The organism is Brevundimonas sp. AVps5 (genome assembly GCF_058681515.1).
The window spans coordinates 1,925,227-1,948,401 of record NZ_CM178740.1 but is presented as its reverse complement, the minus strand read 5'-3'; the positions used below and the strand labels follow the sequence as shown (position 1 = coordinate 1,948,401).

The 23,175-nt window shown below is 68.1% G+C and carries 21 protein-coding genes; 12 read left to right on the top strand and 9 right to left on the bottom strand.

Annotated elements, in window-relative coordinates; genetic code table 11:
- Window positions 1-8 precede the first annotated feature (8 nt).
- The 3 genes from ACW18A_RS09895 to ACW18A_RS09885 are packed head-to-tail and all read right to left on the bottom strand — an operon-like array spanning window position 9 to window position 4,775.
- Window positions 9-2,456, bottom strand: a complete 2,448-nt coding sequence (locus ACW18A_RS09895) for an LPS-assembly protein LptD (RefSeq protein ID WP_492021555.1) — start codon at window positions 2,454-2,456, stop codon at window positions 9-11.
- Between the two features lie 40 nt (window positions 2,457-2,496).
- The gene (gene lptG, locus ACW18A_RS09890; RefSeq protein WP_492021554.1) at window positions 2,497-3,645 is read right to left on the bottom strand and encodes an LPS export ABC transporter permease LptG; all 1,149 of its coding nucleotides are present in this window, start codon (window positions 3,643-3,645) and stop codon (window positions 2,497-2,499) included.
- Window positions 3,642-4,775: an LptF/LptG family permease gene (locus ACW18A_RS09885; RefSeq protein WP_492021553.1), complete on the bottom strand. Its 1,134-nt coding sequence runs from the start codon at window positions 4,773-4,775 to the stop codon at window positions 3,642-3,644. Before ACW18A_RS09885 ends, lptG begins: the two co-directional genes overlap by 4 nt.
- A gap of 141 nt (window positions 4,776-4,916) precedes the next feature.
- Here ACW18A_RS09885 and ACW18A_RS09880 point away from each other — a divergent pair, with 141 nt between their 5' ends.
- Genes ACW18A_RS09880 through ACW18A_RS09865 form a run of 4 tightly spaced genes read left to right on the top strand, consistent with a single transcriptional unit; the run spans window position 4,917 to window position 7,451 of the window.
- Complete coding sequence (locus ACW18A_RS09880; protein ID WP_492021552.1) at window positions 4,917-6,389, top strand: leucyl aminopeptidase; 1,473 nt, start codon at window positions 4,917-4,919, stop codon at window positions 6,387-6,389.
- A gap of 5 nt (window positions 6,390-6,394) precedes the next feature.
- Entirely contained in the window at window positions 6,395-6,868 is a 474-nt protein-coding gene (locus ACW18A_RS09875; RefSeq protein ID WP_492021551.1) for a DNA polymerase III subunit chi, read from the top strand.
- A gap of 14 nt (window positions 6,869-6,882) precedes the next feature.
- Window positions 6,883-7,188, top strand: a complete 306-nt coding sequence (locus ACW18A_RS09870; protein WP_492021550.1) for a hypothetical protein — start codon at window positions 6,883-6,885, stop codon at window positions 7,186-7,188.
- Window positions 7,179-7,451 carry a hemolysin gene (locus ACW18A_RS09865; protein WP_492021549.1) on the top strand — a complete coding sequence of 91 codons (273 nt, stop codon included), beginning with the start codon at window positions 7,179-7,181 and terminating at the stop codon, window positions 7,449-7,451. Before ACW18A_RS09870 ends, ACW18A_RS09865 begins: the two co-directional genes overlap by 10 nt.
- 18 nt (window positions 7,452-7,469) lie before the next feature.
- On the opposite strand, the gene ACW18A_RS09860 is transcribed toward ACW18A_RS09865, so the two are convergent.
- Window positions 7,470-8,759, bottom strand: coding sequence for an RcnB family protein (locus ACW18A_RS09860; protein ID WP_492021548.1), 1,290 nt, complete (start codon window positions 8,757-8,759; stop codon window positions 7,470-7,472).
- A 173-nt stretch (window positions 8,760-8,932) separates the two neighbouring features.
- On the opposite strand from ACW18A_RS09860, the gene ACW18A_RS09855 reads away from it, so the two are divergent.
- Complete coding sequence (locus tag ACW18A_RS09855) at window positions 8,933-9,652, top strand: glutathione S-transferase family protein (protein WP_492021547.1); 720 nt, start codon at window positions 8,933-8,935, stop codon at window positions 9,650-9,652.
- A gap of 199 nt (window positions 9,653-9,851) precedes the next feature.
- On the top strand, window positions 9,852-10,163 hold the full coding sequence (locus ACW18A_RS09850; RefSeq protein ID WP_298163465.1) for a sel1 repeat family protein: 312 nt from the start codon (window positions 9,852-9,854) through the stop codon (window positions 10,161-10,163).
- 395 nt (window positions 10,164-10,558) lie between these two features.
- Here the strand turns inward: ACW18A_RS09850 and ACW18A_RS09845 are convergent, their stop codons facing one another.
- Window positions 10,559-11,284 (bottom strand): polysaccharide biosynthesis/export family protein, encoded by a 726-nt coding sequence (locus ACW18A_RS09845; protein WP_492021546.1) that lies wholly within the window; start codon window positions 11,282-11,284, stop codon window positions 10,559-10,561.
- Between the two features lie 94 nt (window positions 11,285-11,378).
- On the opposite strand from ACW18A_RS09845, the gene ACW18A_RS09840 reads away from it, so the two are divergent.
- Window positions 11,379-12,842: a GumC family protein gene (locus ACW18A_RS09840; protein WP_492021545.1), complete on the top strand. Its 1,464-nt coding sequence runs from the start codon at window positions 11,379-11,381 to the stop codon at window positions 12,840-12,842.
- 49 nt (window positions 12,843-12,891) lie between these two features.
- On the top strand, window positions 12,892-13,593 hold the full coding sequence (locus tag ACW18A_RS09835) for a P-loop NTPase family protein (protein WP_492021544.1): 702 nt from the start codon (window positions 12,892-12,894) through the stop codon (window positions 13,591-13,593).
- 148 nt (window positions 13,594-13,741) lie between these two features.
- On the opposite strand, the gene ACW18A_RS09830 is transcribed toward ACW18A_RS09835, so the two are convergent.
- The 4 genes from ACW18A_RS09830 to ACW18A_RS09815 are packed head-to-tail and all read right to left on the bottom strand — an operon-like array spanning window position 13,742 to window position 18,631.
- Window positions 13,742-14,677 (bottom strand): glycosyltransferase, encoded by a 936-nt coding sequence (locus ACW18A_RS09830; protein ID WP_492021543.1) that lies wholly within the window; start codon window positions 14,675-14,677, stop codon window positions 13,742-13,744.
- A complete protein-coding gene (locus tag ACW18A_RS09825; RefSeq protein WP_492021542.1) occupies window positions 14,677-15,612 on the bottom strand; it encodes a glycosyltransferase family 2 protein in 936 nt (311 codons plus the stop codon). Before ACW18A_RS09825 ends, ACW18A_RS09830 begins: the two co-directional genes overlap by 1 nt.
- Complete coding sequence (locus tag ACW18A_RS09820; RefSeq protein WP_492021541.1) at window positions 15,609-17,057, bottom strand: oligosaccharide flippase family protein; 1,449 nt, start codon at window positions 17,055-17,057, stop codon at window positions 15,609-15,611. The genes ACW18A_RS09825 and ACW18A_RS09820 overlap by 4 nt, the downstream gene beginning before the upstream one ends.
- Complete coding sequence (locus ACW18A_RS09815) at window positions 17,057-18,631, bottom strand: exopolysaccharide biosynthesis polyprenyl glycosylphosphotransferase (RefSeq protein WP_492021540.1); 1,575 nt, start codon at window positions 18,629-18,631, stop codon at window positions 17,057-17,059. The genes ACW18A_RS09820 and ACW18A_RS09815 overlap by 1 nt, the downstream gene beginning before the upstream one ends.
- Window positions 18,632-18,804: 173 nt before the next feature.
- Between ACW18A_RS09815 and ACW18A_RS09810 the strand changes: the two genes are divergently transcribed.
- Genes ACW18A_RS09810 through ACW18A_RS09795 form a run of 4 tightly spaced genes read left to right on the top strand, consistent with a single transcriptional unit; the run spans window position 18,805 to window position 23,175 of the window.
- The gene (locus ACW18A_RS09810) at window positions 18,805-21,105 is read left to right on the top strand and encodes a bifunctional salicylyl-CoA 5-hydroxylase/oxidoreductase (protein WP_492021539.1); all 2,301 of its coding nucleotides are present in this window, start codon (window positions 18,805-18,807) and stop codon (window positions 21,103-21,105) included.
- Window positions 21,102-21,869 (top strand): SDR family NAD(P)-dependent oxidoreductase, encoded by a 768-nt coding sequence (locus ACW18A_RS09805; protein WP_492021538.1) that lies wholly within the window; start codon window positions 21,102-21,104, stop codon window positions 21,867-21,869. The genes ACW18A_RS09810 and ACW18A_RS09805 overlap by 4 nt, the downstream gene beginning before the upstream one ends.
- Window positions 21,866-22,366 carry a MarR family winged helix-turn-helix transcriptional regulator gene (locus ACW18A_RS09800; protein WP_492021537.1) on the top strand — a complete coding sequence of 167 codons (501 nt, stop codon included), beginning with the start codon at window positions 21,866-21,868 and terminating at the stop codon, window positions 22,364-22,366. Before ACW18A_RS09805 ends, ACW18A_RS09800 begins: the two co-directional genes overlap by 4 nt.
- Window positions 22,363-23,175, top strand: a complete 813-nt coding sequence (locus ACW18A_RS09795; RefSeq protein WP_492021536.1) for an enoyl-CoA hydratase family protein — start codon at window positions 22,363-22,365, stop codon at window positions 23,173-23,175. Before ACW18A_RS09800 ends, ACW18A_RS09795 begins: the two co-directional genes overlap by 4 nt.

The following is a 23,175-nucleotide window of genomic DNA, read 5'->3' as shown; positions in this document are numbered from 1 at the left end:
CGTCATGCCTAACGCAAGCCGTTTGATCCATAGCCTGACCCTCCAAAAGTGGCGAGGTTTAGACGGAAGTAAACGCCGTCGGACGGGCCGGTGGGGCTGACACGGGTGTTGTCGCGCCGATAACCCACTTCAATGCGGAAACAGTCGTCGTCGAACACCACACCGACTTCGGAGCGAGTGATCAGGTCGCGCTCCAGATCGGCGATGCCGGCGACGGCCACGCCCCAGTTGCCGTAGACGAACTGCTGGGCCGCCAGCTGCACAAACTCGTAGTTGCGGTTGAGTGGCCCATCCAGCGGATTGGAACGATCGACGATATAGCTGGCTGAAGCGAGGTTGCGGCGACCCCAGCGCCCGTCGACCGCCATTTCGGCCCGACGGATATCGCCGGAACCGTCGACCGTCGCATGTCCCCAGCCCCGGACGCGATCAGAGGGCTGGAAACTGCCCTGAACCACCCAGTCAGACGTCTGGGCGGCCAGGCCGGACGGGTCGTAGAGATTGTTCGGCGCGTCCGGGACGGGAATGCGGAAGGCGTCCTGTTCGGCATCTCGCATACTGCGTCCTACGAACAGGCTGGCGGTGCGTCCCTCGCTCCAGCGCAGGGTGGTTCGCACGCCGGCGGTCAGGCGGACACCGCCCTCGAGCAGGTCGTAGCCGGGGAAGCGGTCGATCCGGAACAGGGACGATTCGTCGAGCTCCAGGGTCTGGGCGTCCTCGACCGGGATGCGGAAGTCCAGATCCGGGTCGGTCGAGATCGAAATCTGGCCGAGCGGTTCAATGATGACGTCCGCCCCGTCGCTGAGGCGTCGGATCAGGGGATAGCTGACGTCCAGGCCGAGGGTGGCGCGGCCGCGTGTGATCGTCTCGTCGGCAAGGCCCAGGACTGGCGGCAGGTCGGCAACGGAATAGACATCGACCCGTCCGTCGACGAAAGGTTCATAGCGGATGCCGGCCGGGGCGGTGAAGCTGCGCCGCCAGTCCATCTGACCGCTCACGCGTCGGCTGTCGACACCAGGCAGGCCGAAGGTCGTCGCCTGCGTCGGGATGATCTCGGGACGCAGGACCGGGCTGCCGAAATACTCGTCGCGATACAGGGAGACGGCCGAGCCGCGCAGACGCAGGCGGCCGCCCAGAACCGGGTCTGACGGCTCCCACCGGGCGTCGATCAGGGGGGCGACTACCGGAAGCGTGCCGTCGGACTCGAAGATGTTCAGGGCAGGAGTCACATCGCTGAACTCGGCGACGCGGAGACTCTGGATCGAGAAGGCGGCGACCGACAGGTAGGAGCGTCCGGTCTGGCGTTCGGCATAGACCTGGCTGATCAGCCTGCGCTGGTCGCCGTAGTAGAGGCCGTTGTCCTGATAGGGGTCGATGATGTCGTAGCGGTCGAACAGGGTCTTGTCCGAGGTCCGCTCGGCCGTGAAGCCCCAGCGCCACGGACCGGCGGGATCAAACTTGCCGTAACCGAGGAAATAGCTGCGGCTCGTGCGGTCGCCGAAATCGACGTTGCTCTCGGCCTGCCCGTCGCCGTTCAGATCGAAGTTGCCGAAATTCTGGGCGTAGGTATAGCCGCCGCGGGCCACGATGGTCCCCTCGGCGAAGCGGCGGCGCCATTGCAGGTTCAGGAACGGCAGGACCCGGGTGTTGAACTGCGGGCTGATCAGCCAGTCCTCGGACGGGGAGATCACTTTCAGATAGGGCGTCTCCACCGATAGGCCGCGCCCGTCGTCATAGTTGAAGATCGGGATGAGGAAGCCTGACGCCCGCTCTACCGTGGGATCAGGATGGGCGAAGAACGGCGTCCACAGCACCGGCACGCCGCCGACCTTGAACACGGCGTTGCGATACAGGACCGCCCGCAGCTCTTCGTCCTGCACCACCTTCTCGGCCTGGATCGAGATGCTGGGCGTCTTCGGATTGCCCTCTGCGTCGCAGATCGGGCAAGGGGTGAAGAGGGCGTAGTTCAACTCGTTCACGTTTTCGGACCGCCGCACGGCCGTCGCGGCCATCAGGCTGGCACCGGTCGCCGTGCTGGTGGCGAAGTCGACGGCGACGCCGGCCCGCAGATCCGAATCGAGCTCGAGGTGGCTGGCGAAGACGGTGTTGCGGTCGGGATCGACCAGTTCGACGTCGCCGTCCGCCGTGCCGATTCCCCGGGCGATGTCAAAGGTGACCGCGCGGCCACGCAGGGTGTGGCCCTGGAAGCGGGCGTAGACGCGGTCCTGGTCGCCAGTCGCGCTGATGACGTCGCCCTGGCGTCCTGCAGTGTCGGCTTCGATGTAGATGGCGTCCGGGGTCAGGCCGTCGGCCTGAACTGCGGGGGGCGGGGTTTGAGCGGGCGCGGGCACGGTCTGGGCCAAAGCGGGCAGGGGCGCGCAGGCGAGCGCGACCGCTCCGGCCAGAAGCCGGTTCCGCAGCAAGGTCTTGCGAGAAACGGTGCCTTCAGCCCGCATCAAATCCAACCGTTCCTTACAGGCCCCCGCCGGGGGTCGCTTAGCCGTCTTCGGTATAGAACAGCAAGGTGAAGGCGGCGAGCGCCGTGAGGATCGCCGGCAGCCAGGCCGCGACGAACGGCGGCACCACCTCGGCCGAGCCCATGGCGGCGGAAAACTGGTTCAGGAAGAAGAAGGCGAAGCCCAGCACTACGGCGGCCACGGCCATGCGGGCGAGATCGCCCAGCCGCATCAGTCGCAGCGAGAAGGCTGCAGCCAGGATCGTCATGGCGGCGAAGGCCAGGGGCGTGGACAGCAGTGACTGAAGCCGAAGCCGATAGGCGGTCGATGAAAAACCTGCGGCCTCAATGCGCTGGATCTGGCCGGGCAGGGACCAGAAGGGCGTCGACTGGGGCCTGGCGAAACGCTCGAACGCTTCTTCGTCGGCCAGGGCAGAAGGCAGGTCGAGGGTGGCGTAGCGGACGGCGCGCTGGCCGGTCTGGGCCCCGACCGCATCGAACAGCCGCCAACGGCCGGCGCTGAGGCTGGCGGACGGGGCGTCGATCCGCTCGGTGAACTGGCGTTGTCCCTGCGGATCGGTGGCGTAGATGAAGAAGGTCACGTCCAGCAGCCGGGCGTTGGCGCGGTCCTGACGACCGGCGCGGATGACCATCTGGCGCGGGCCCTCGCCCTCGCGCAGCCAGATGGCCTCCTGTTCCTCTCCGCTTACGACCGAGCCGGAGATGCGGGCGCGCTCGCGCTGGAACAGGCCGTCGGCCGAGGCGGCCACGGGGCCGATCACGGTCACTGTGAGCACGCCGAGCACGAGTGCCGCGCCGGCCGCAGGCAGGACGAACCGCCAGGCGGAGACGCCCGCCGCGCGCATGGCCACCAGCTCGGAGCGACGGTTCAATCCGACAAAGGCCGCCAGGGTGCCGAACAGGAAGACGAACGGCAGAAGTTGCACGATCACGGCCGGCGACTTCAGCAGCATCAGGCCGAGGATGCGCAGGCCCGACAGGTCGGTGTCGGAGCCCAGACCCCGTGAAATCTCCACGAAGTCGATCAGCATCACCAGGGCGGCGATGACCGCGAGCGCGACGCCCAGCGAACGCCCGAGCTGGATCAGGACATAGCGCTCGATCCGTCCGATACGCAGGCCGTTCAGCAGGTGCCGGGGGGCGTCGGCGATGGATCCGAAGCCGCTCATGCGAAACGCGCCTTGAATCGGGCCAGAGGCGACCAGCCTTTCGACCGCCGAGGCTTCAGCGCCCGGAACAGGAGACGCAGGGCGAGAGCCGTGGCCAAGACGGGTAGCAAATACTGGAAGACGTTCAGCCAGCTGTTCCAGGCGCTGGCGGCGACGACGGCGTAGCCGAAGATACGCACCAGCAGGAAGGCAGCCGAGGCCTTGGCGATCCGCGAGCCGTAGCCCGTGCGGCTGAAGGCCCCGCCCATGATGGCGGCCAGGGCCATGGCCATGGCCGTCAGGGCGTAGAGGGGCGAGGACAGGCGGCTGTGCGCCTCTGCCAGAAGTTCGCCGCGCGGGGCGGTGTCGCGGATCAGCTGCGGCGTCGGGTCGAGCAGCTGGGTGATCCACAGGTCGGCGGGCTTGTAGCGGATGTGCTCGTCGTCGCTGACATACTGACCCAACGGGAACACGTTGCCGTCGAAGGACAGCTGGTTCAGCACGCCCTTGGAATCATATTGCTGCCAGGAACCCTGTTTCATCGTCAGGACCGGCTGGCCGTCGACGCGGCCGAAGCGAGCCTCTGCCGCGTCCCAGGTCGTCGATCGCTCGCCGTCCTGGACGTAGATGAAGAGGTTCTTCAGCAGGCCGTTCTGTTCGATCTGCTGGACATAGACGGTCAGGCCGTTGGGACCCTGGACGAACCGGCCCTCCTCGACCAGCAGGGCGGCGAGGTCCGTGCGGATCTCGAACGCCTGTTCGCGCGAGGTGCGCTGGGCCCAGGGCTGGATCAGGACATTGGTGACCAGGGCCACGAGGGCGACCGCGAGGGCCAGTCGGGCCGAGGGGGCGATCATCTGCCAGCGCGACATGCCGCTGGCGTAGGCGGCGGTCAGTTCCTGTTCGCGCTGCAGTCGGGTCAGGGCGATCAGGGCACCGACGAACAGGCCGATCGGGAGGATAACGCTGAACAGCTGGGGCACCGCCAGCAGGGTCAGTTTCAGCATGACCCAGACGCTCTGGCCGCGCTCGACGATGACCTCGAGCTGATCCAGGCTCTGACTCAGAAGGCCGATTCCGACCAGCGAGCCGCACGCCGCCAGGACGGGCAAACTGATCTGTCGGAAAAGGTAGCGTTGGATCAGGGTCATGCGGGCGATGAAATCACCCGGTTGCGGGCGCGGACGTTGCGGCGCATCTAATACACATCCGGGCGCACCGCCGACAATGGCAGGTGTGACCACACACAGTTCAATGACCGGGAGTCCATCCCGGCTGGAGTAGGCTTTTCCATGAAGATCGATTTTGTCGCCGAAGCCGGCGCAGCAGGCGCTCTCGCCATCCTCGTCCATGACGGTCGCAGCCTGGCCGGGGCGGGCGGCGATCACGACGCCGCCGCAGGCGGGTCCCTGACCCGGGCGATGTCCGCCAGCCGCTTCACCGGCGGGACTAATTCCAGCCTGATCGTGGCTGCGCCCTCGGGCGTGGAGGCCGACAGCATCGTGCTGGTCGGTGCCGGCGAGGCCGGCAAGTTCGACGACCTGGCGCTCGAGACTGCCGCCGGCGCCGCCTACAATGCCGTGAAGCTGTCGGGCGCAGAGACCCTGACGATCGATCTCGGGCACCTGTCCGCCGCCGAGGCTGCGCGCGCGGCGTTCGCCGTCCGTCTGGCCGCCTACCGGTTCGACAAGTACCGGACCAGGGAAAAGCCGGACAAGATTCCGTCGATCACGACCGTCAGCATCGTCACCGGGGACGTCGCAGCCGCCAAGACCGCGCTGGAGCCGCTCAACGCCGTCGCCGACGCCGTCTGTTTCTCGCGCGATCTCGTCGCCGAGCCCGCCAACATCCTCTATCCGGCCGAGTTCGCCCGCCGTGTGAAGGAACTGGAGCGTCTGGGCCTGAAGGTCGAGATCCTCGGCGAAAAGGAAATGGAAGCCCTTGGCATGCACGTCCTTCTGGGCGTCGGCCAGGGGTCGGTGCGCGAAAGCCAGCTGGCCGTGATCCAGTGGAACGGCGGAAAGGCAGGAGATGCCCCGATTGCCTTCGTCGGCAAGGGCGTCTGCTTCGATACGGGCGGCATCTCGATCAAGCCGGCCGCCGGAATGGAAGACATGATCTGGGACATGGGCGGGGCGGCCGCCGTGGCCGGGTTGATGCACGCGCTGGCGGGCCGCAAGGCGAAGGTCAACGCCGTCGGCGTGCTGGGCCTGGTCGAGAACATGCCCGACGGCAACGCCCAGCGCCCGGGCGACATCGTCACGTCGATGTCGGGTCAGACCGTCGAGGTGATCAACACCGACGCCGAGGGGCGGCTCGTTCTGGCCGACGCCCTCTGGTACACACAGGACCGCTTCAAGCCGAAATTCATGGTCGATCTCGCGACCCTCACCGGTGCCATGATCATCGCCCTGGGCCTGGACTACGCCGGTGTGTTCTCGAACTCCGACGAGCTGGCCGACGCCATCCTGGCGGCCGGCCCCAAGGTCAACGAGAACGTCTGGCGCATGCCGCTGCCGCCGCAGTACGACAAGATCATGGACAGCGTGAACGCCGACGTGAAGAACTCGGCCGGCCGCGACGGTGGGTCGATCACCGCCGGCCTGTTCCTGCAGCGCTTCACCAACGGCGTGCCGTGGGCCCACATCGACATCGCGCCGGTCGCCTGGGTCTCGAAGTCGACGCGGACGACGGTTCCCGACGGCCCGGTGGGCTGGGGCGTCCGTCTGCTGGATCGCATGGTGGCCGATACCTACGAAGGCTGAGGTCTGTGGGTGAAGTGGGGGCCGACGGCCCGGGTGAGATCTGGTTCTACCACCTGGAGCGATCCACGCTGGATCAGGTCCTGCCCGAGCTGCTGGACCGCACCCTGCAGCGGGGATGGCGCGCACGCGTGCGGGTCGCGAACCCGGACGCGCGCGAGGCCATGGACGAGCGGTTGTGGACCTGGCGGGACGAAAGCTTTCTGGCCCACGGCCTGTCTGACCAACCCCATCCGGAGCGCCAGCCAATCCTGCTGACGGCAGGACATGAGAACCCGAACGGGTCTCAGGCGCTGTTCATCGTCGACGGCTCAGATATGAGCCTGGCAGAGGAGTTCGAGCGGTGCTTCATCATCTTCGACGGTCGCGACGAGACTGCGCTGCATCAGGCGCGGGAACGCTGGAAGTCGCTGAAGGGGCAGGGAGCCAATCTCGCCTACTGGAAACAGTCGGACGAGGGGCGCTGGGAAAAGGCGGCCTGATCGGGCTGCTGTTCGTGGCGGCGTGTTCGTCGACGCCCGCGCCGGTCGCCGAGGTTCCTGCGCCGTCGGTGGTGGCCGAGGCCGAGGTCAACCAGCCGGTCGGATCGCATATGCCGGACGGGGACCCCGACCTCTGCAGGGCTGCCGACTTCCAGTATCTGGTGGGCAAGCACAGGAACGAGATCCCTGTGCCTGTCGAGGTAGTCAACCGCCGGGTGGTCTGCACGACCTGCCCGGTGACGATGGACTTCTCGCCCTATCGGCTGAACATCTTCTACAACGCCCGGACCCAGCTCGTGGAGCAGGTCCGATGCGGGTAGCCGCCGCACTGATGGTTGGTGGAGCCCTGCTGACGGCGTGCGCGCCGACGCCGGCACCCGGACCGACCGGGCCACAGCGTTGCGATGTGGCGGCTGCCCGGTCCCTGATCGGGAGCCATCGCGGCGCGGTCGATTTCGCGGCCGGGGCTGATGTCAGGTTCGTCTGCACGACCTGTTCGGCGACCGAGGACTATCGCCCCTATCGGCTGAACATCCGCTTCGACGAGGCCACCGGGATCATCCGCAGCGTCGACTGCGGCTGACCCCGGCCCGCCCTGTGCCTACCAGCGCCAGGCGTCGCGGATGACCTCGAGGATGTAGCCGTCGTAGCGGTCGATCAGATAGATCGTGGTGTCGACGGCGACCCACTGGGTTCCCGGCGGCGGGTAGCCCAGGCCGTAGGTGCGGTAGTCATTCAGGCTGTAGCGCCAGAAGGTCGAGGGCAGGTAGTCGCCCCGGTTCCAGCGCTGGCCCCAGTAGTTCCGCGGCACCGAGTAGTAGCCGTAGTTCGGCGCGAAATAGTAGCCGAAGCGATAGCCGGAGTAGCCCCGGAAGCTGCGATCGTTGCGCCACCAGTCGTTCGAGCGGCCCCGGTTCCAGTCGCGGCGCCAGTCGTTCTGGTTCCAGCGGTTCTGGAAGCCGCCGTAGTCGCGCCGGCCGTAGCGATCACCGTACCAGTTGCGGCCGCCGTTGTTGCGGTCGCGGTCCCAGCCGCCGTTGTCCCATCCGCCGCCGTTGCCCCATCCGCCGCCGTTGTTGCGGCCTCGGCCCTCCTGGTCGCCGCGAACATTGTGGCAGACCAGCAGGCCGTTGTCGTTTCCGATGTCGCTGGAGGAGCAGCGGGCCAGTTCGATGGACGTGCCGCGCACATTGCCGCGCGTGTCGCGACAGTCAGCATAGAGCCGGCCCTGATTCACATACGAGCCGCTGCAACTGTCGGCGAAACTGCCGCGTGGCGCGACTCTCTGGGGGCCGTTGCCGTCGTCTATCGCCGGGGCACTTTCCTGGGCACGGTCGTTCCAGCCACCTTGGCTATCGCGTGCATCGTTGCCGCGATTCCAGTTCTGTCCGTCGTTTCCGCCACGGTTCCTGTCCCGGCCACCGTTCCCGTCGTCATTGCCGTCCGGGTTCCAGCCGCCGCCGCCATAGTCCTGGGTCGGGGGCGGGGGAGGAAGCAGTGTATCCTCCGGAGGCGGGTTCGGCTGATCCGGGCGAGTCCAGCCGCCGCCGTTGCCGCCGTCATCGTCGCCCCGGTTCCAGCCACCGCCGTCGCCGCCGCGGTCATCATCGCCCCGGTCCTGATCGCCGCCGTCGTTGCCGCCGTCGTCACGACCGCCGCGGCCACGATCCTGGTCGGCCGGTTGCTCGGCTGGCCTCTCGGATACCCAGTTACTGACAGACGGAGCCCGAGACGATTCGTCGGACTGGTACCGCGCGCCCGAGTCGTTCTGGGGTGGGGACGGGTCGGCCTGTTGCTCCTGCTCCTGATCCTGTGCCGCAACCAGGGTGGGCAGGCCCGCCGGCAGAGCCAGCGCAGCCATGGCGGCGAATGCCGTCAGCATCGATTTCATGTCTAGTCTTCCCCGCTCGCCGATACGCGGCTGCTCGTGATCAAACTCTGCGGTCGTCCATGAACGGTGGCTGAACGACGGTTCAGGCGCTTCTGACGGTTCGTGACGGGCTTGCGGCCAGGGATGGAGCGGTCCAGATCAGAGGCCTGACCTCATCCGCCGGAGACGCCGCCATGACCGCCCCGATCGAGCTCTGGTACTGGCCGACGCCCAACGGCTGGAAGGTCTCCATCGCCCTGGAGGAGATGGGTCTGCCCTATGAACTGAAGCCGGTGAATATCGGTATCGGCGAGCAGTTCACGCCCGGGTTCCAGGCGATCAGCCCGAACGGCCGGATGCCCGCCATCGTCGATCCGGACGGGCCGGGCGGAGCGCCGTTGTCGATCTTCGAGAGCGGCGCGATCCTGCAGTATCTGGGGAACAAGTCGGGCCAGTTCTATCCGGCCGACGTCCGGACCCGGGTCGAGATCGACCAGTGGCTGTTCTGGCAGGTCGGGGGTCTGGGCCCGATGGCGGGGCAGACCCATCACTTCCGTCAGTACGCGCCGGCGATCATCAAGGATCAGAGGCAGATCGCCTATGGCGTCCGGCGCTACACTGACGAGACCCATCGGCTGTACGGAGTCATGGACCGGAGGCTGGCAGATCGGGAGTATCTGGCAGGCGACTATTCGATCGCCGACGTGGCGGCCTGGCCCTGGGTGCTGCCGGAACATCAGGGGCAGGACCTGGCGCATTTCCCGCACCTCGCGGCCTGGATGGAGCGAGTCGGCGCGCGGCCTGCGGTGAAGGCCGGCCGGGCGCTGGGAGAGGCGCTGAGGGGCAACCTGGCCGCCTCCGGCAAGGCGGCGGAGGAGGCGCGCAAGGTCCTGTTCGGACAGCGCGCGCGTTAGGCTTTCAAGAAGGTCGGTAAACGGCGTCTTGACGGTATATTTCGCAAGTCTGAATCGATAGCCGAGTATTCATTTTCCCTTTACTGAAAAGACTTTGCGGCTCCCGGCGCTGTTAACTTTAACTTCAAACCGGAGGTATTTGATCACGGTCGAGGGGCGGGTCCAGAACGGACGTCCGCCATCGCAAAGGACGACCGTGATGAACGCGCAAGAAACCGCGCCGGAACTGCACAACGAGGTCGAAGCGGCCCCGTTGCCCCTGCCCACCGCCGACATGGACGGCGACGCCCTGTTCCGGCTGGGCATGATGTATTCCTCGGGATCGGGCGGCTGCCCAATGGACCGGGTCTCCGCTCACATGATCTTCAACCTGGCGGCCATGAAGGGCTCGATCGAAGCCCGGGTCTATCGCCGCGAGATGTCCGAAGAGATGGAACGCGACGAGATCGCCGAGGCCCAGCGCGCCGCCCGTCGCTACATCGACGCCGGCGTGGTCAAGCTGGCGGCCTGAGGTCGTCGAGACCTTTGCACTCCGGAAAAAACAGGGTGCAAGAGTCCAGATCGTAGAGCTTTCCACGCGAACGCGTTGAAAAGTATCAAGATTGCGTGTGAGGACGGATTGCACTGTGGTGCAATTGTTGGACTCTCCTGTCCGGGCGGGTCGGCGCGTATGATCGAGTTGTCAAAGACCTCAGCGTTAGATGGGGAGCCTGCGCCGGCGGCCGCAAGAGGCGCGTAAGAATAAATTCTGCTCTCCCCCCCCGCCGTCCGTCATTCTCGGGGCGCGAGGCGAACCCGAGAACCCAGCCGCGCGGTCGCTGTGACCGCATGGTGCAGGCGTTGAGAGCGGTGGGGCTGGGTCCTCGGGTCAAGCCCGAGGATGACGCAGATCAGGGCAACGCCGCTCTAGAACTGCTGGTACTGGCCGTTGATCGAGTAGTTGAAGCCGATCGGCAGGGCGTTCCGGACCTGCGTAAAGAAGTTGGCCAGCTCGCCGAGTGTCGAGCGAGGCACATACAGAATATCGCCGCGACGCAGGGCGATGACCTCTCCCCGACGCTGGCGCAGATCCAAAACCCGCATCATGCGCACGCTGCCCGGACCGCGCCGGATCAGCGCCACCAGTTGCGGTTTGGCGCTGGGCAGGAAGCCGCCGGCCTGGATGATGGCCTGATAGGCGTCACTGTCGCCGATCAGGTCGTAGACGCCGGGTGTCCGCACCTCGCCGTCGACCCAGACCTTCATCGGACCCGCTGTCTTCAACGTCACCTCGACCACCGGTCGGACCAGTTGCGAAGCGTAGGCCGTCGAGAGTTCGTACTCGAGTTCCGCCAGCGTCCGGTCCGCCGCCATGGCCTGACCGATCAGGGGCAGGGCGATCCGGCCGTCCGGTCCGACCCGCAGGGTGCGCGTCAGCTCGGTCGCCGTCGGTGTCGCCACCTCGATCTCGTCGCCGGGGTAGAGCAGATACTCCGGCTCGGCCTCGGTCCAGTCGGCGAAGGCGATGTCGTTGAAATTGCCGCGTTCGACCCGCTGGCTGCGCGGCGCAGACTGACCCGAGGCGCAACCGGCCGCCGAGGAGGCGAGCAGGGCGGCCCCCATGGTCCACAGAATCTGACGCCGATCGAACATGTGATGACCCTCGCCAGTTATGGGTAATGGATGGTTAACGCCGACAGGCGAAGGATCGGAGACGGTTCACTCTGCCACGGATTCGCCAGTTCCCATGCGTTCGGCCTCAACGACAGCCTATGTCCCGGCGCGACCGCGCTACGGGCTGTTCGATGTGATCGGCCTGCTGTTCCGCGAGCTGCTGGTGATGATCCTGGTGTTCGTGGTGGTGCTGGCCATCGGCGCTGCGGCGGTCATGACCCTGAAGAAGACCTACACTGCGGGGGCCAGCCTGCTGGTCAACGCCGGTCAGGAGTATGTCTATCAGCCCCGCGTCGGCGGGCTGGCGGATCGCCAGTCGCAGCCGCCCGCCGTCGGCGAGGTGGCCCAGGCCGAGGCCGGCATCATCGGCACGCGCGAAGTGAAGCTGAGGGCCGTGCGGGCGCTGGGCCTGCCGTTCTTCCAGAAGCCCGGCACGGTCTCGACCGATCCCGTGGCCAAACAGGAAGGCGACGCGATCAAATTCATCAACGACGGGCTGAGCATCGGCACCACGCCGCAGGGCGCGACCATCGGCCTGGGGTTCGAGAGCGACAGCGCCGAGAAGTCGGCCCGGGTGCTGAACGCCATCATCGACCAGTATCTGATCTATCGTCGCGAGGTGTTCCAGGACCGCTCCACCCCCGCCATCCAGACGCAGCGCCGGGTGTTCGAGGACGAGCTGGCTGAGGTGGATCGCGGCTACGAGCAGTTCCTGTCGTCCAACGACATCGGCGACTTCGCCGCGACCAAGACAGCGCTGGCGACCCTCTATCAGGCGACGCTGACGGAGAAGTTCTCGGTCGAGAACCAGCTGAACCAGGCCGCACGGCGTCTGCAGACGCTGGAGGCGCAGCAGGAGAGGACGCCCGCCGAGGTGACGCTGCAGCAGGATCTGAATGTGTCGGCGACCGACCAGATCCTGCAGCTGCGGACCGAGCGGGAGCAGCTGCTGGCCCGCTATCAGCCGGACAGCCAGCCGATCCTCGACATTGAGGCGCGGATCGCAGGGCTTCAGGAGTATGTCGCCAGTGGCACGACCGTCGGTGCCAAGGAGGTCCGTGTGGGGCCGAACCCGGTCTGGACCGAACTGGAAACGACCCGGATTACGACCCAGGCGGAACGGGATTCGCTGTCGGCGCGGCTGTCATCGCTGACCGGGCAGCTTGCGGATATTCTGGATCGTCAGGCGATCATGACGCGCGAGGAGTCCCAGAACTCGACCTTCATCTCCAACAAGGAGGTGCTGGCCGCCTCCATCCGCGAGTTCCAGCAGCGCGAGACCCAGAGCCGGGCCGACAACGGACTGGTGGCCGCCGGGGACGACAATGTGCGGATCATCGAGCGGGCGGCGGCGCCGACGCGGGGGACAAGCATGAAACTGCCTCTGCTCGCCCTGGTCATCCTGTTCGCCGGGTTTACGGCCCTGTGCGTCGGCCTGCTGCGGGTATTCACGCGGCGGGGCTATGCGACGCCGGCGATCGCCGGGCGGACGCTGGAGATGCCGGTTTTGGCCGTGGCCCCGATGAAGGCCCACTGAGATCGTCGTGTTAGCCTTCGGGCCAAGTTGCAGCGCGTAGCCGATTCGAATGGTCGATCTCACATCAGAAATGGCGGGCCTCTGGGCCGCGCTGGGATCGGCCCCCGCTCACCGTGGACGGGTCATCCAGTTCGCCTGCGCCAATACCGGAGAGGGGGCCTCGACCGTCGCGCGCGAGTTCGCCCGGCTGGCGGCGGTGCGGGCGCGGAAACCCGTCTGGCTGATCGACGCGGACATGGCCCAACCCTCGCAGCAGGAAGCCGTGGCCGGGGAGCCGGAGCGGTTCGGACGGCTGGGGGCGGCAGCGGCGTCGTCGCCGAACGGGTCGAGTTTTTTCGCCGTGACGCCGCCTGTGATGGGCCGGGACGGGAAGCCCATCGCGCCGGCGCGGCTGATGACGGCGCGGCCCTGCCTCGGCGGACGGCTGTGGATCACACGGTTCCGGGTGGAGCTCCTGCGCTCGGGGCAGAGGGCCGAACCTCTGTCGGACCCGCGCTACTGGGATGCGCTGCGGAAACACGCTGATACGGTGGTCATCGACGCCCCGGCGGCGGACCGCAGCGATCTGGCGATCACCCTGGCCCCCTACGTCGACGCGACGGTGTTGATCGTGGCGGCGGAGAGCACTGCGGCGAACGAGCCGGTGATCCTGCGCGACGAGATCGAGGCGGTCGGTGGCCGGATCGCGGGGGTGGTGGTCAATCGCTCGACCTATAGGCCCCCGGCCTTCCTCAGGCGGCTGACGGGGTAACCCCCACCCCTCCGTCATCCTTGGACGGAGCGCAGCGGAGATCCGAGGACCCAGCCGCACAGGCTTGAACGCAGCGCTGACAGCGATATCGCACGGCTGGGTCCTCGGGTTCGCTTCGCGCCCCAAGGATGACGGAAAGAGGGGTGGGTCAGACGGTGTCGGCGGCGTTCAGGCGCGCCAGTTCGCGCGCGCCGTAGAACCGGGGTTCGAACCCCTTCATCCAGAAGATCTTTCCGAGACCGCGCGCGGCCCTGTCCAGCGTGCGGGCGCGTGAGGGATGGGCGACGACGGTCAGGGCGATGGCTGCGAGGCCCCAGACGAAGGCCTGGACGCTGCCTATGACCATCCAGCGCGAGACGGCGGGCCAGTTCCGGGCCTTGGCGGCCGTCTGACTGGGGCCCTGACCATAGGCGAAGGCACGGGACAGGGCGTAGCGCAGGGTCGCGCGGTGGGGCGGGGCGAACTCGTCGACCCAGGCGTCGGCGGCCCAGCCGAAGGTCCCGCCGCGCGACTGGAGGGCGGCGAACAGGGCATCGTCCTCGCCGCCGGACTGGTCGGCCGAGGCGTCGAACGGGGTCGAGCCGGGCAGGGCCGTGGCGCGGATCATCAGGGAGTTGCCGCAGCCCCAGGGCTTGTCGATGCGCCGGGTCGTCGCCGGGCCTTCGCGGCCGAAGAAGGCCTCGAGGTAAGGCGTGGCCCAGCCGGTATCGTCGGGCACGCGACCGGCGATGGGACCGAAGACGACGTCGGCCCGGGTCTGGTCGAGGGCGGCGAGGAGGGCGGCCAGCCAGCCGGGCGCGGCGGCCTCGTCGTCGTCGAGGAAGGCGATCAGGCGGGCATCGGTCAGCGACAGGCCGGCGTTGCGGGCCGTGGCGACGCCGGGACGCGGCTCGTGGCCATAGATCAGGGGGCAGGGGCTGTCTGGCGTCAGGCGGGCGACCGTCTCCTGCGCCGTTCCGGACGGGTCGTTGTCGATGACGACGATGGAGGCCATCGGCGCCGTCTGGGCGAACAGGGACCGCAGCGCCCGCTCCAGACTCTCCCGGCGGCGCATCGTCGGCACGATGACCGACACCGGCTGCATCACACGGCTCCGGCGTAGAGGGCGGCGCGATAGAGGCGCAGCGAGAAGGCCCGGGCTTTCGTCGGCATCCAGGGCGTGGTGGCGACGCGTTTGATCCAGGGGCGGATCTGGCCGATCGCGGGGATCTTCTTCAACAGGCGGGCGGCCTTGTAGCTGGGATAGGTCCCGACGATGTCAGGGTGTCTGGCGACGACGCGGGCGAAATTGCCGGCGGACTGTTCGTATTTCCCGGCCAGGGCCTCGACCGTGTCCAGACCCATGTGGGTGGCCGGATTGTCGACGTGGACGACGGTGAAGCGGCGCGAGACGCGCATGGCCCATTCGACGTCCTCCCAGCCCCAGCCGGAGAATTCGGCATCGAAGGTCTCGGCCTCGAAGACGTCGCGACGGACCAGGAGGTTGGAGGTGAAGACATATTTCTCAGGCGTCCGGGCGCGCTCCTGGTAGGGGACGCAATCGCTCTTTGCGGCCATGGAGCGGTGGACCTGGAAGCGGGCGTCGGTCGGGGCCTGCAACAGGGAGAAGCCGCCGAACGCCACGGCCGGGTCCTCGCGCGCGACGAGCTCGGCCCAGGTCCACAGGAAACGGCGGTGGTCGGGACGCATGTCACTGTCGAGGAACAGCAGCGAGCCCGCGCGCGCCGCTGTGGCCAGGCGGTTGCGGCCCTTTGACCGACCCTCGTTGGTCTTGAGGGTGATCAGGCGGGCGGGGAGGGCCATGGCCCTGATCCGGGCTTGCAGGCGGGCGGTCAGGTCGGGGTCGTTGGTGCCGTCGTCCATGACAATGATCTCGACGGCGCGGTCGACGGCGCCGGCCTCCTCGTCGAGCAGCTGGAGCAGTTCGGACGGGTCGTCGCGCAGGAAGGGGATCAGGACCGAGACGGCGGGCCTTGCGCCGCGTCGCTTTGCGTTGTCGGTGATGACGGGACGGCTCATGCGGTCGCTCTCCGGGTCAGGCGGGCGCCGATCAGGCGGGAGGCGAGGTCGCGGACCCCGGCGGCATTCAGGACCATGACGACGACGCCGTAGACGATCGCGCCGACCCCGGCCTTGAGGACCAGTTCGGCGACGCCGCCGAGGGCCGGCAGCGGCAGGACGGCGGCGGCCATGGCGGCGGAGGCGATGCTGCAGCGGATCAGGGTGTCCCAGGGGATGGGCATGGCGACGATGGAGCGCCCCATGCCGATGGAGGCGAGGACGCCGATGCCGAAACTGGTCGCCGTGGCGATCGCCGCACCGTGAACGCCCATGGTGGGGACGAGGATCAGGTTGAGGATCACGTTCGAGCCTGCCGGGATGCACAGGGTCAGCAGGAGCCTGTCGGTGCGGCGGCCCAGAACGAAGGACTGGCTGAGGTAGTAGGCGGTCGAGCCGGACAGCAGGGCCGACAGGGCGATCCACGGCGTGACCGAGGCGGCGACGGAGCGCAGGTCCTCGCCGATCATGAAGTCGGCGAGCGGGCGTGCGACGAGCGCCACGCCGACGGCGGCAGGCAGGCCGATCAGGATGAAGGTCGAGGCCTGTTCACGGGCGGCCTTCATGAAGGCCTCACGGCTGCCGCGCTCCCACGCCATGATCAGGGCGGGCGTGCCGGCCGCGCCCAGCCAGATGAACAGGACGTCGAGGGTGCGGTTCGCGAGGCTGTAGCCCGCGTGATAGGCGCCGACCGCGGCCGGACCCATGTAGATCTCGAGCAGGAACCGGTCGGTCGAGGCCATGATCAGCGACAGGCCGAGACCCGCCGCGATCGGGTAGCCGTAGCGGGCGTAGGACCCCAAGCGGTCGCGATAGAGGACCCCGCCGCGCGCCTGTTTCAGTTCGTTGGGCAGGACGAAGGGCAGAACCAGCAGGGGGCCGACGGCGAGGCCGATCAGCGGCGAGGCCGCGCCGACTCCCTGGAAGGCGCAGACGGCCCCGATGGCGAAGCCGCCGAGCGTGACGGCGATATCCATCCCGGCCGACTTGGTCACCTCGCCCGAGGCCCGGAACCGCTCCTGTGCCAGCTTGGCGAGGCAGCGGATGGGGATGCCGACCAGACCCGCCGCGATGGCCAGCTTCAGTCCCGGGCCGATGGGCGTGACCCAGAGCAGCAGGCCCGCGAGGGGCAGGGCGGCCAGGCTCATGACGGCGGCGGTTCGGTAGAGGGTGAGGAAGTGGTCGGCCAGCGACTGGCCTTCCTCGGCGGCCCAGAAGCGGGCCATGGCGGCTTCCAGCCAGCTGAAGATCATGACATGGACCAGGGTCATGATCGAGAAGGCGATGGCGTAGCGGCCGAAATCCTCGGCCGACAGCAGGCGGGTGAAGACGACGATGGCCCCGAACCCGACCAGGCCCTGGATGATGTTGGCGGGCAGATAGCCCCATACGCCGCGCCAGAACATCAGCGCACCGCCGCGCGGTCGCCGAGCAGGACAGGGATGGTGACAAACATGATCCAGAGGTCGAGCCACACGGACTGACGCTCGATGTATTCGATATCGAGCTGAACCCGGCGGCGCACGTCCTGGGCGGAGTGGAGCGGGCCGCGCGAGCCCTTGATGGCGGCCCAGCCGGTCATGCCGGGCTTCATGCGGTGACGGTGGGCGTATTCGGCGACGAGGCGGGCGCTTTCGACCGCGCCGGTCTTCATGCCGATGGCATGGGGGCGGGGCCCGACCAGAGACATCTCGCCCTTCAGGACGTTGAAGATCTGAGGCAGTTCGTCGAGGCTGGTCGAGCGGATCAGCTTGCCGACGCGGGTGACGCGGTCGTCATCGGTGGTGACCTGACGGCTGGCGGTCGCGTCGGCGGCCTCCTGGCGCATCGAGCGGAATTTCCAGACCACGATCTCTTCGTGGATGAAGCCGTGGCGACGCTGGCGGAAGAAGATGGGGCCGGGGCTGTCGAGGCGGATGGCGAGCGCCGTCAGGGCCATCACGGGGGCCAGAAGGATCAGGGCGACCGTGCCGATGATGATGTCCTGGATGCGCTTGTTGAAGGCGCGCCGGTCGTCGTCGACGCGACCGTCGAGCGAGGCCAGGGGCGCGCTCGCCAGCCGGTCGAGAGCGGCGCTGCGTTCACGCTCGTCGACCGGATCGACCAGCAGGGTGACTTCGTTCGGGAGGGCGGACAGGCGGGCAGTCAGTTCGCGGACGCGCTTCTCGGCCCGCGGGTCGATGGCGAGGACGATCCGATCGACGTAGGGCGTCATCCGGTGAGTCATCAGGGCTTCGGCGTCGCCCAGCACCGGCACGCCGACCACACTGTCGGGCGAGCGGGCCAGACGGTCGTCGAACACGCCGAGCACATTGATGTCCCGGCGCTGAAGCGCATCCTTGATCAGGGTCTCGGCGTGACGGGTGGCACCGACCAGGACGATGTTCGGCGTCAACGCCCCCCTGGCGCGCCAGCCGGCGACGAGGTCGCTCCAGCCCATGTGCAGGACATAGAGGCTGACGGTCACCAGGGCGGTCCAGATGATGTAGGCGGACAGGATCGCTCCGCCCGCGAGGACGGCATCCAGCACGACGGCCGTGACGCCTCCGGTCAAGGCGAGACCGGCGACGGCGGCCAGATGCAGGGGTGCCTTCTGACCCCGTGCAAACCGGTACAGGCCGAGAGACCGCATCAGGCCGAGCACGATCACGGCGCCGACGAGCAGCGGCAGGACGGCCGACAGCGGCGCAGCGAGCAGGCCGCCGGGCGTCATGGCGCAGACCATGGCGACCGTGATGATCGACACGGCGGCGACGTCAGCGCTGCGGAACCAGTGGACGGCCAGACGGGAGGCGTGACGCTGGCGGGCGTTCAGCCAGACCTCGGGACGAAAGGGTCCGCGTCGGGCGGCCCCGTCGGCCTTCGATCTGGTCACGGACCGGGCGGCGAGAGCCTGAAGGCCCGGCGCGTCGAGCCGCGCGGCGTTCTCGCCGGCGTCGGAAAGCGCCGTCGCACGGCCGATATCGATGGCGCTGGTCATAGCCACCATCCTGCACAGGGGCCGTGGATGTGACGTTAACGCGGAGGTCGATCGCGTCCCGGGTCGGTCACCGCCGCAGGAGGTTGTTCACTCATCCGCCCCTCGTTCGGGGGCCTGTCCGCTGACGGGGTCGGGGTATGGACGCCGCCGCCAATCCATTTTAAGCTTAAAATATGTCGTCGCGCCAAGTCGTCAAACGCATCGCCATCGTCGGGGCCGGGCCCGGAGGGCTCTACCTCGCCATCTCGCTGAAGCTGTGCGACCCCTTGCTGGACGTGGTGGTGCATGAGCGCAACCGGCCGGACGACACCTTTGGCTGGGGCGTGGTGTTTTCCGACCAGACCCTGGCCAATCTGAAGGCCAACGACCCCGAAACCGCCGCCGTGATCGAGGCCGCCTTTGTCCACTGGGACGACATCGACGTGCATATCCACGGCCAGACCGTCCGCTCGGGCGGCCATGGCTTCGCAGGCATCGGCCGGCAGCGGCTGCTGACGATCCTGCAGGACCGGGCCCGGTCGCTGGGCGTCGATCTGCGGTTCCAGAGCGAGGTTGAGGATGTTCGCGCGCTGGACGTCGACGTGGTCGTGGCCGCCGACGGGTTGAACAGCCGGGTCCGCAATGAAACGCCCGGGGTGTTCGGCCTCGATATCGAAGTGCGGACCAACAAATACATCTGGCTGGGCACGACCCAGGCGTTCGACGCCTTCACCTTCGCCTTCGTCCGGACGCCGCATGGCTGGATCTGGGCCCACGCCTATCAGTTCGAGCCCGGTGCCTCGACCTTCATCGTCGAATGCGCCGATGCGACCTGGCGCGGCCTCGGCTTCGAGACGATGGATCAGGACCAGACCTGCCGCGCGGCCGAGGCGCTGTTCGCCGACTGGCTGGGCGGTCATGCGCTGATGAGCAATGCGAGACACCTGCGTGGCTCGGCCTGGCTGAACTTCCCGCGCGTGGCCTGTTCCAGATGGCGCGACGGCAATGTCGTGCTGCTGGGTGACGCCGCCCACACGGCGCATTTCTCGATCGGCTCGGGCACGAAGCTGGCGTTCGAGGACGCCATCCGTCTGGCCCAGGCCCTGACTGAACCGGGCGACCTCGACGCCCGCCTCGACGCCTATGACGCCGAACGGCGCGTCGAGGTCCTGAAGCTGCAGAGCGCGGCGCGCAACTCCACCGAATGGTTTGAGACGGTGGACCGCTACGTCGGTCTGGAGCCGCTTCAATTCGCCTACAGCCTGCTGACGCGCAGCCAGAGGGTCAGCCACGAGAACCTGCGTCTGCGGGACAAGACCTTCCTGACCGGCGTCGAGCGCTGGTTCGCCGAGACGGCCGGCGCGGATCCGGGCAAGGATCCGCCGCCGCCGATGTTCGCACCTCTGACCCTGCGCGGCCTCACCCTGCCCAATCGCGTGGTGGTCTCGCCCATGTGCATGTATTCGGCCGAGGACGGCCTGGTGGGTGATTTCCATCTCGTGCACCTGGGCGGCCGGGCACTCGGCGGGGCGGGTCTGGTCTTCACCGAGATGACAGACGTCTCCGCCGACGCGCGCATCACGCCGGGATGCGCCGGTTTGTATCGGCCCGAGCACCGCGACGCCTGGAAGCGTATCGTCGATTTCGTGCACGCGCAGGGCTCGCGCATCGCGCTGCAACTCGCCCATGCCGGTCGCAAGGGATCGGTCGAACGCCCCTGGGGACCGCGCGCCGACCAGCCGCTGGTCGAAGACGGCTGGCCCCTGATCGCACCTTCGGCCATCGCCTGGTCGGACGGGGATCAGACGCCGCGCGAGATGACCCGCGACGACATGGACCGCGTGCGTGACGACTTCGTCCGTGCCGTCGGCTGGGCCGGGGACGCCGGGTTCGACATGGTCGAACTGCACTGCGCCCACGGCTATCTGCTGTCGTCCTTCCTGACGCCCGTGTCGAACCACCGCGCGGACGACTACGGCGGGTCGGTCGAGAACCGGCTGCGGTTTCCGCTGGAGGTCTTCGCCGCCATGCGCGCGGCCTGGCCCGAAGACAGGCCGATGTCGGTCCGTCTGTCGGCGACGGACTGGGTCGAGGACGGGCTGACGCCGCAGGATTCCGTCGCCATCGCCCGCGCCTTCGCCGAGGCCGGCTGCGACCTGATCGATGTGTCGGCGGGCCAGACCTCGCCGGACTCGGTGCCGGTCTATGGCCGCATGTTCCAGACCCCGTTCAGCGACCGCATCCGCAACGAGGCGGGGGTGGCGACCATGGCCGTCGGCAACATCTACGAAACCGACCACGTCAACAGCATCCTGGCCGCCGGCCGCGCCGACCTGTGCGCCCTGGCCCGGCCGCATCTGGCCGATCCGTCGTGGAGCCTGCGCGCCGCCGCCGAGCTGGGCTGGCGCGGCATCCAGCCGCCGGTCCAGTACCGCGCAGGGTTCGCCCAGCTGGCCCGGAACCTGGAACGTCAGTCGCAGGCGGGTCCGGTATGAGCGCCGCGCTGGACGGACGCCATGCGGTGGTGACGGGCGCCGGATCCGGCATCGGACGGGCGACCGCCGAACGGCTGGTCGAGGCGGGGTGCCGGGTCACCTTGATCGGTCGCCATACCGGACGATTGAGCGAGAGCGCAGACCGTATCGGCGACGCCGCATTCGCCGCCCCGGCCGACGTGACCGACGCCGAAGCCCTGGCCGCCGCCATCGAGGCCGGGCGGGACCGGTTCGGTCCGGTCGACATCCTGATCAACAACGCCGGCGGGGCGTCCTCTGCGCCGTTCCTGAAAACCGGCGCCGCCGATCTGCGCGCCATGCTGGCCCTCAACCTGGAGGCCCCCGCCGAGGCCGCGCGACTGGTCCTGCCCGGCATGCTGACGCGCCGCCAGGGCCGGATCGTCAACGTCGCCTCGACCGCGGGCCTGAAGGGCTACGCCTATGTCTCCGCCTATGTGGCGGCCAAGCATGGGCTGGTCGGCCTGACCCGCGCGCTCGCGCTGGAGGTCGCGAGCAAGGGCGTCACCGTCAACGCGGTCTGCCCGGGGTTCACCGATACCGCTCTGGTGGCGCGGTCCGTGGACGCCATCGTCGGCAAGACCGGGCGGACCGGGGAGGAGGCGCGCGCGGCGCTGGCCGCCTCCAACCCCCAGGGCCGGCTGATCACGCCCGACGAAGTCGCCGCGACGATCGTCTGGCTCTGCGGCGAGGCGGCGTCCGGCGTCAACGGCGTGGCCCTGCCGGTGGCCGGAGGCGAACTGTGAGCGCCGCCGCCCCCCTGCCTGACAGACTGGGCGGCGCGCCGGACGGCAAGCGGTCGCTGAGGCTGTGGCTGCGGATGTTGACCTGCTCGACGGCGATCGAACAACGTGTGTCCCAGCGGCTGAGGGATGAGTTCGGCTCGACCCTGCCGCGCTTCGATCTGCTGTCGGCGCTGGACCGCGCGGGCGCGACCGGCCTGACCATGGGCGAGGCCTCGCGCAAGCTGATGGTGTCCAACGGCAATGTCACCGGCCTGGCGGTGCGGCTGAGAGCCGACGGGCTGATCGAGGCCATGGATGGGCCGGACCGGCGGGTGCAGCGGCTCCGGCTGACGCCGCTCGGCCGATCGCGCTTCGCCCTGATGGCCGCCGCGCACGAACGCTGGATCGAGACCCTGTTCGCCGATCTGAGCGAGGCCGAGGCCGAAGACCTGACCCATCTGCTGGAGCGCGCCAAACACTCGCTCCACGCCGTCACCCCTGAGGATCTGAACCGATGAAGGCGCGCGACTATCGGCCCGAGCATTTTCTGTGGTCCGTCGATGACGACAGGGTAGGGACCCTGACCCTGAACCGGCCTGAGCGGAAGAATCCGCTCACGTTCGAGTCCTATGCCGAGATGCGCGACCTGTTCCGCGCCCTGGTCCATGCCGACGACTGCAAGGTCGTCATCGTCACCGGCGCGGGCGGGAATTTCTCCTCCGGTGGCGACGTGCATGAAATCATCGGTCCGCTGACCGAAATGGACATGCCGGCCCTGCTGACCTTCACCCGAATGACCGGCGATCTGGTCAAGGCCATGCGCGGCTGCCCCCAGCCGATCATCGCGGCCCTGGACGGGGTCTGCGTCGGGGCCGGGGCGATCATGGCCATGGCCTCGGACCTGCGCATCGCCACACCGAAGACCAGGACCGCCTTCCTGTTCACCCGGGTCGGCCTGGCCGGCTGCGACATGGGAGCCTGCGCTATCCTGCCCCGCCAGGTGGGCCAGGGGCGGGCGTCGGAGCTGCTGTTCACCGGCCGCGTCATGTCCGCCGAAGAGGGCGAACGCTGGGGCTTCCACAACCGCATCGTCGAGACGGAGGCCTTGATGCCGACGGCCCTGGAACTGGCGCTGGCTCTGGCGAGAGGACCGACGTTCGCCCATGGCATGACCAAGAACCAGCTCAACATCGAATGGGACATGAGCCTGGACGCCGCCATCGAGTCCGAGGCCCAGGCCCAGGCCATCTGCATGCAGACCAACGACTTCCGCCGCGCCTACGAGGCCTTCGCCGCCAAGCGCGAGCCGGTGTTCGAGGGGAACTGA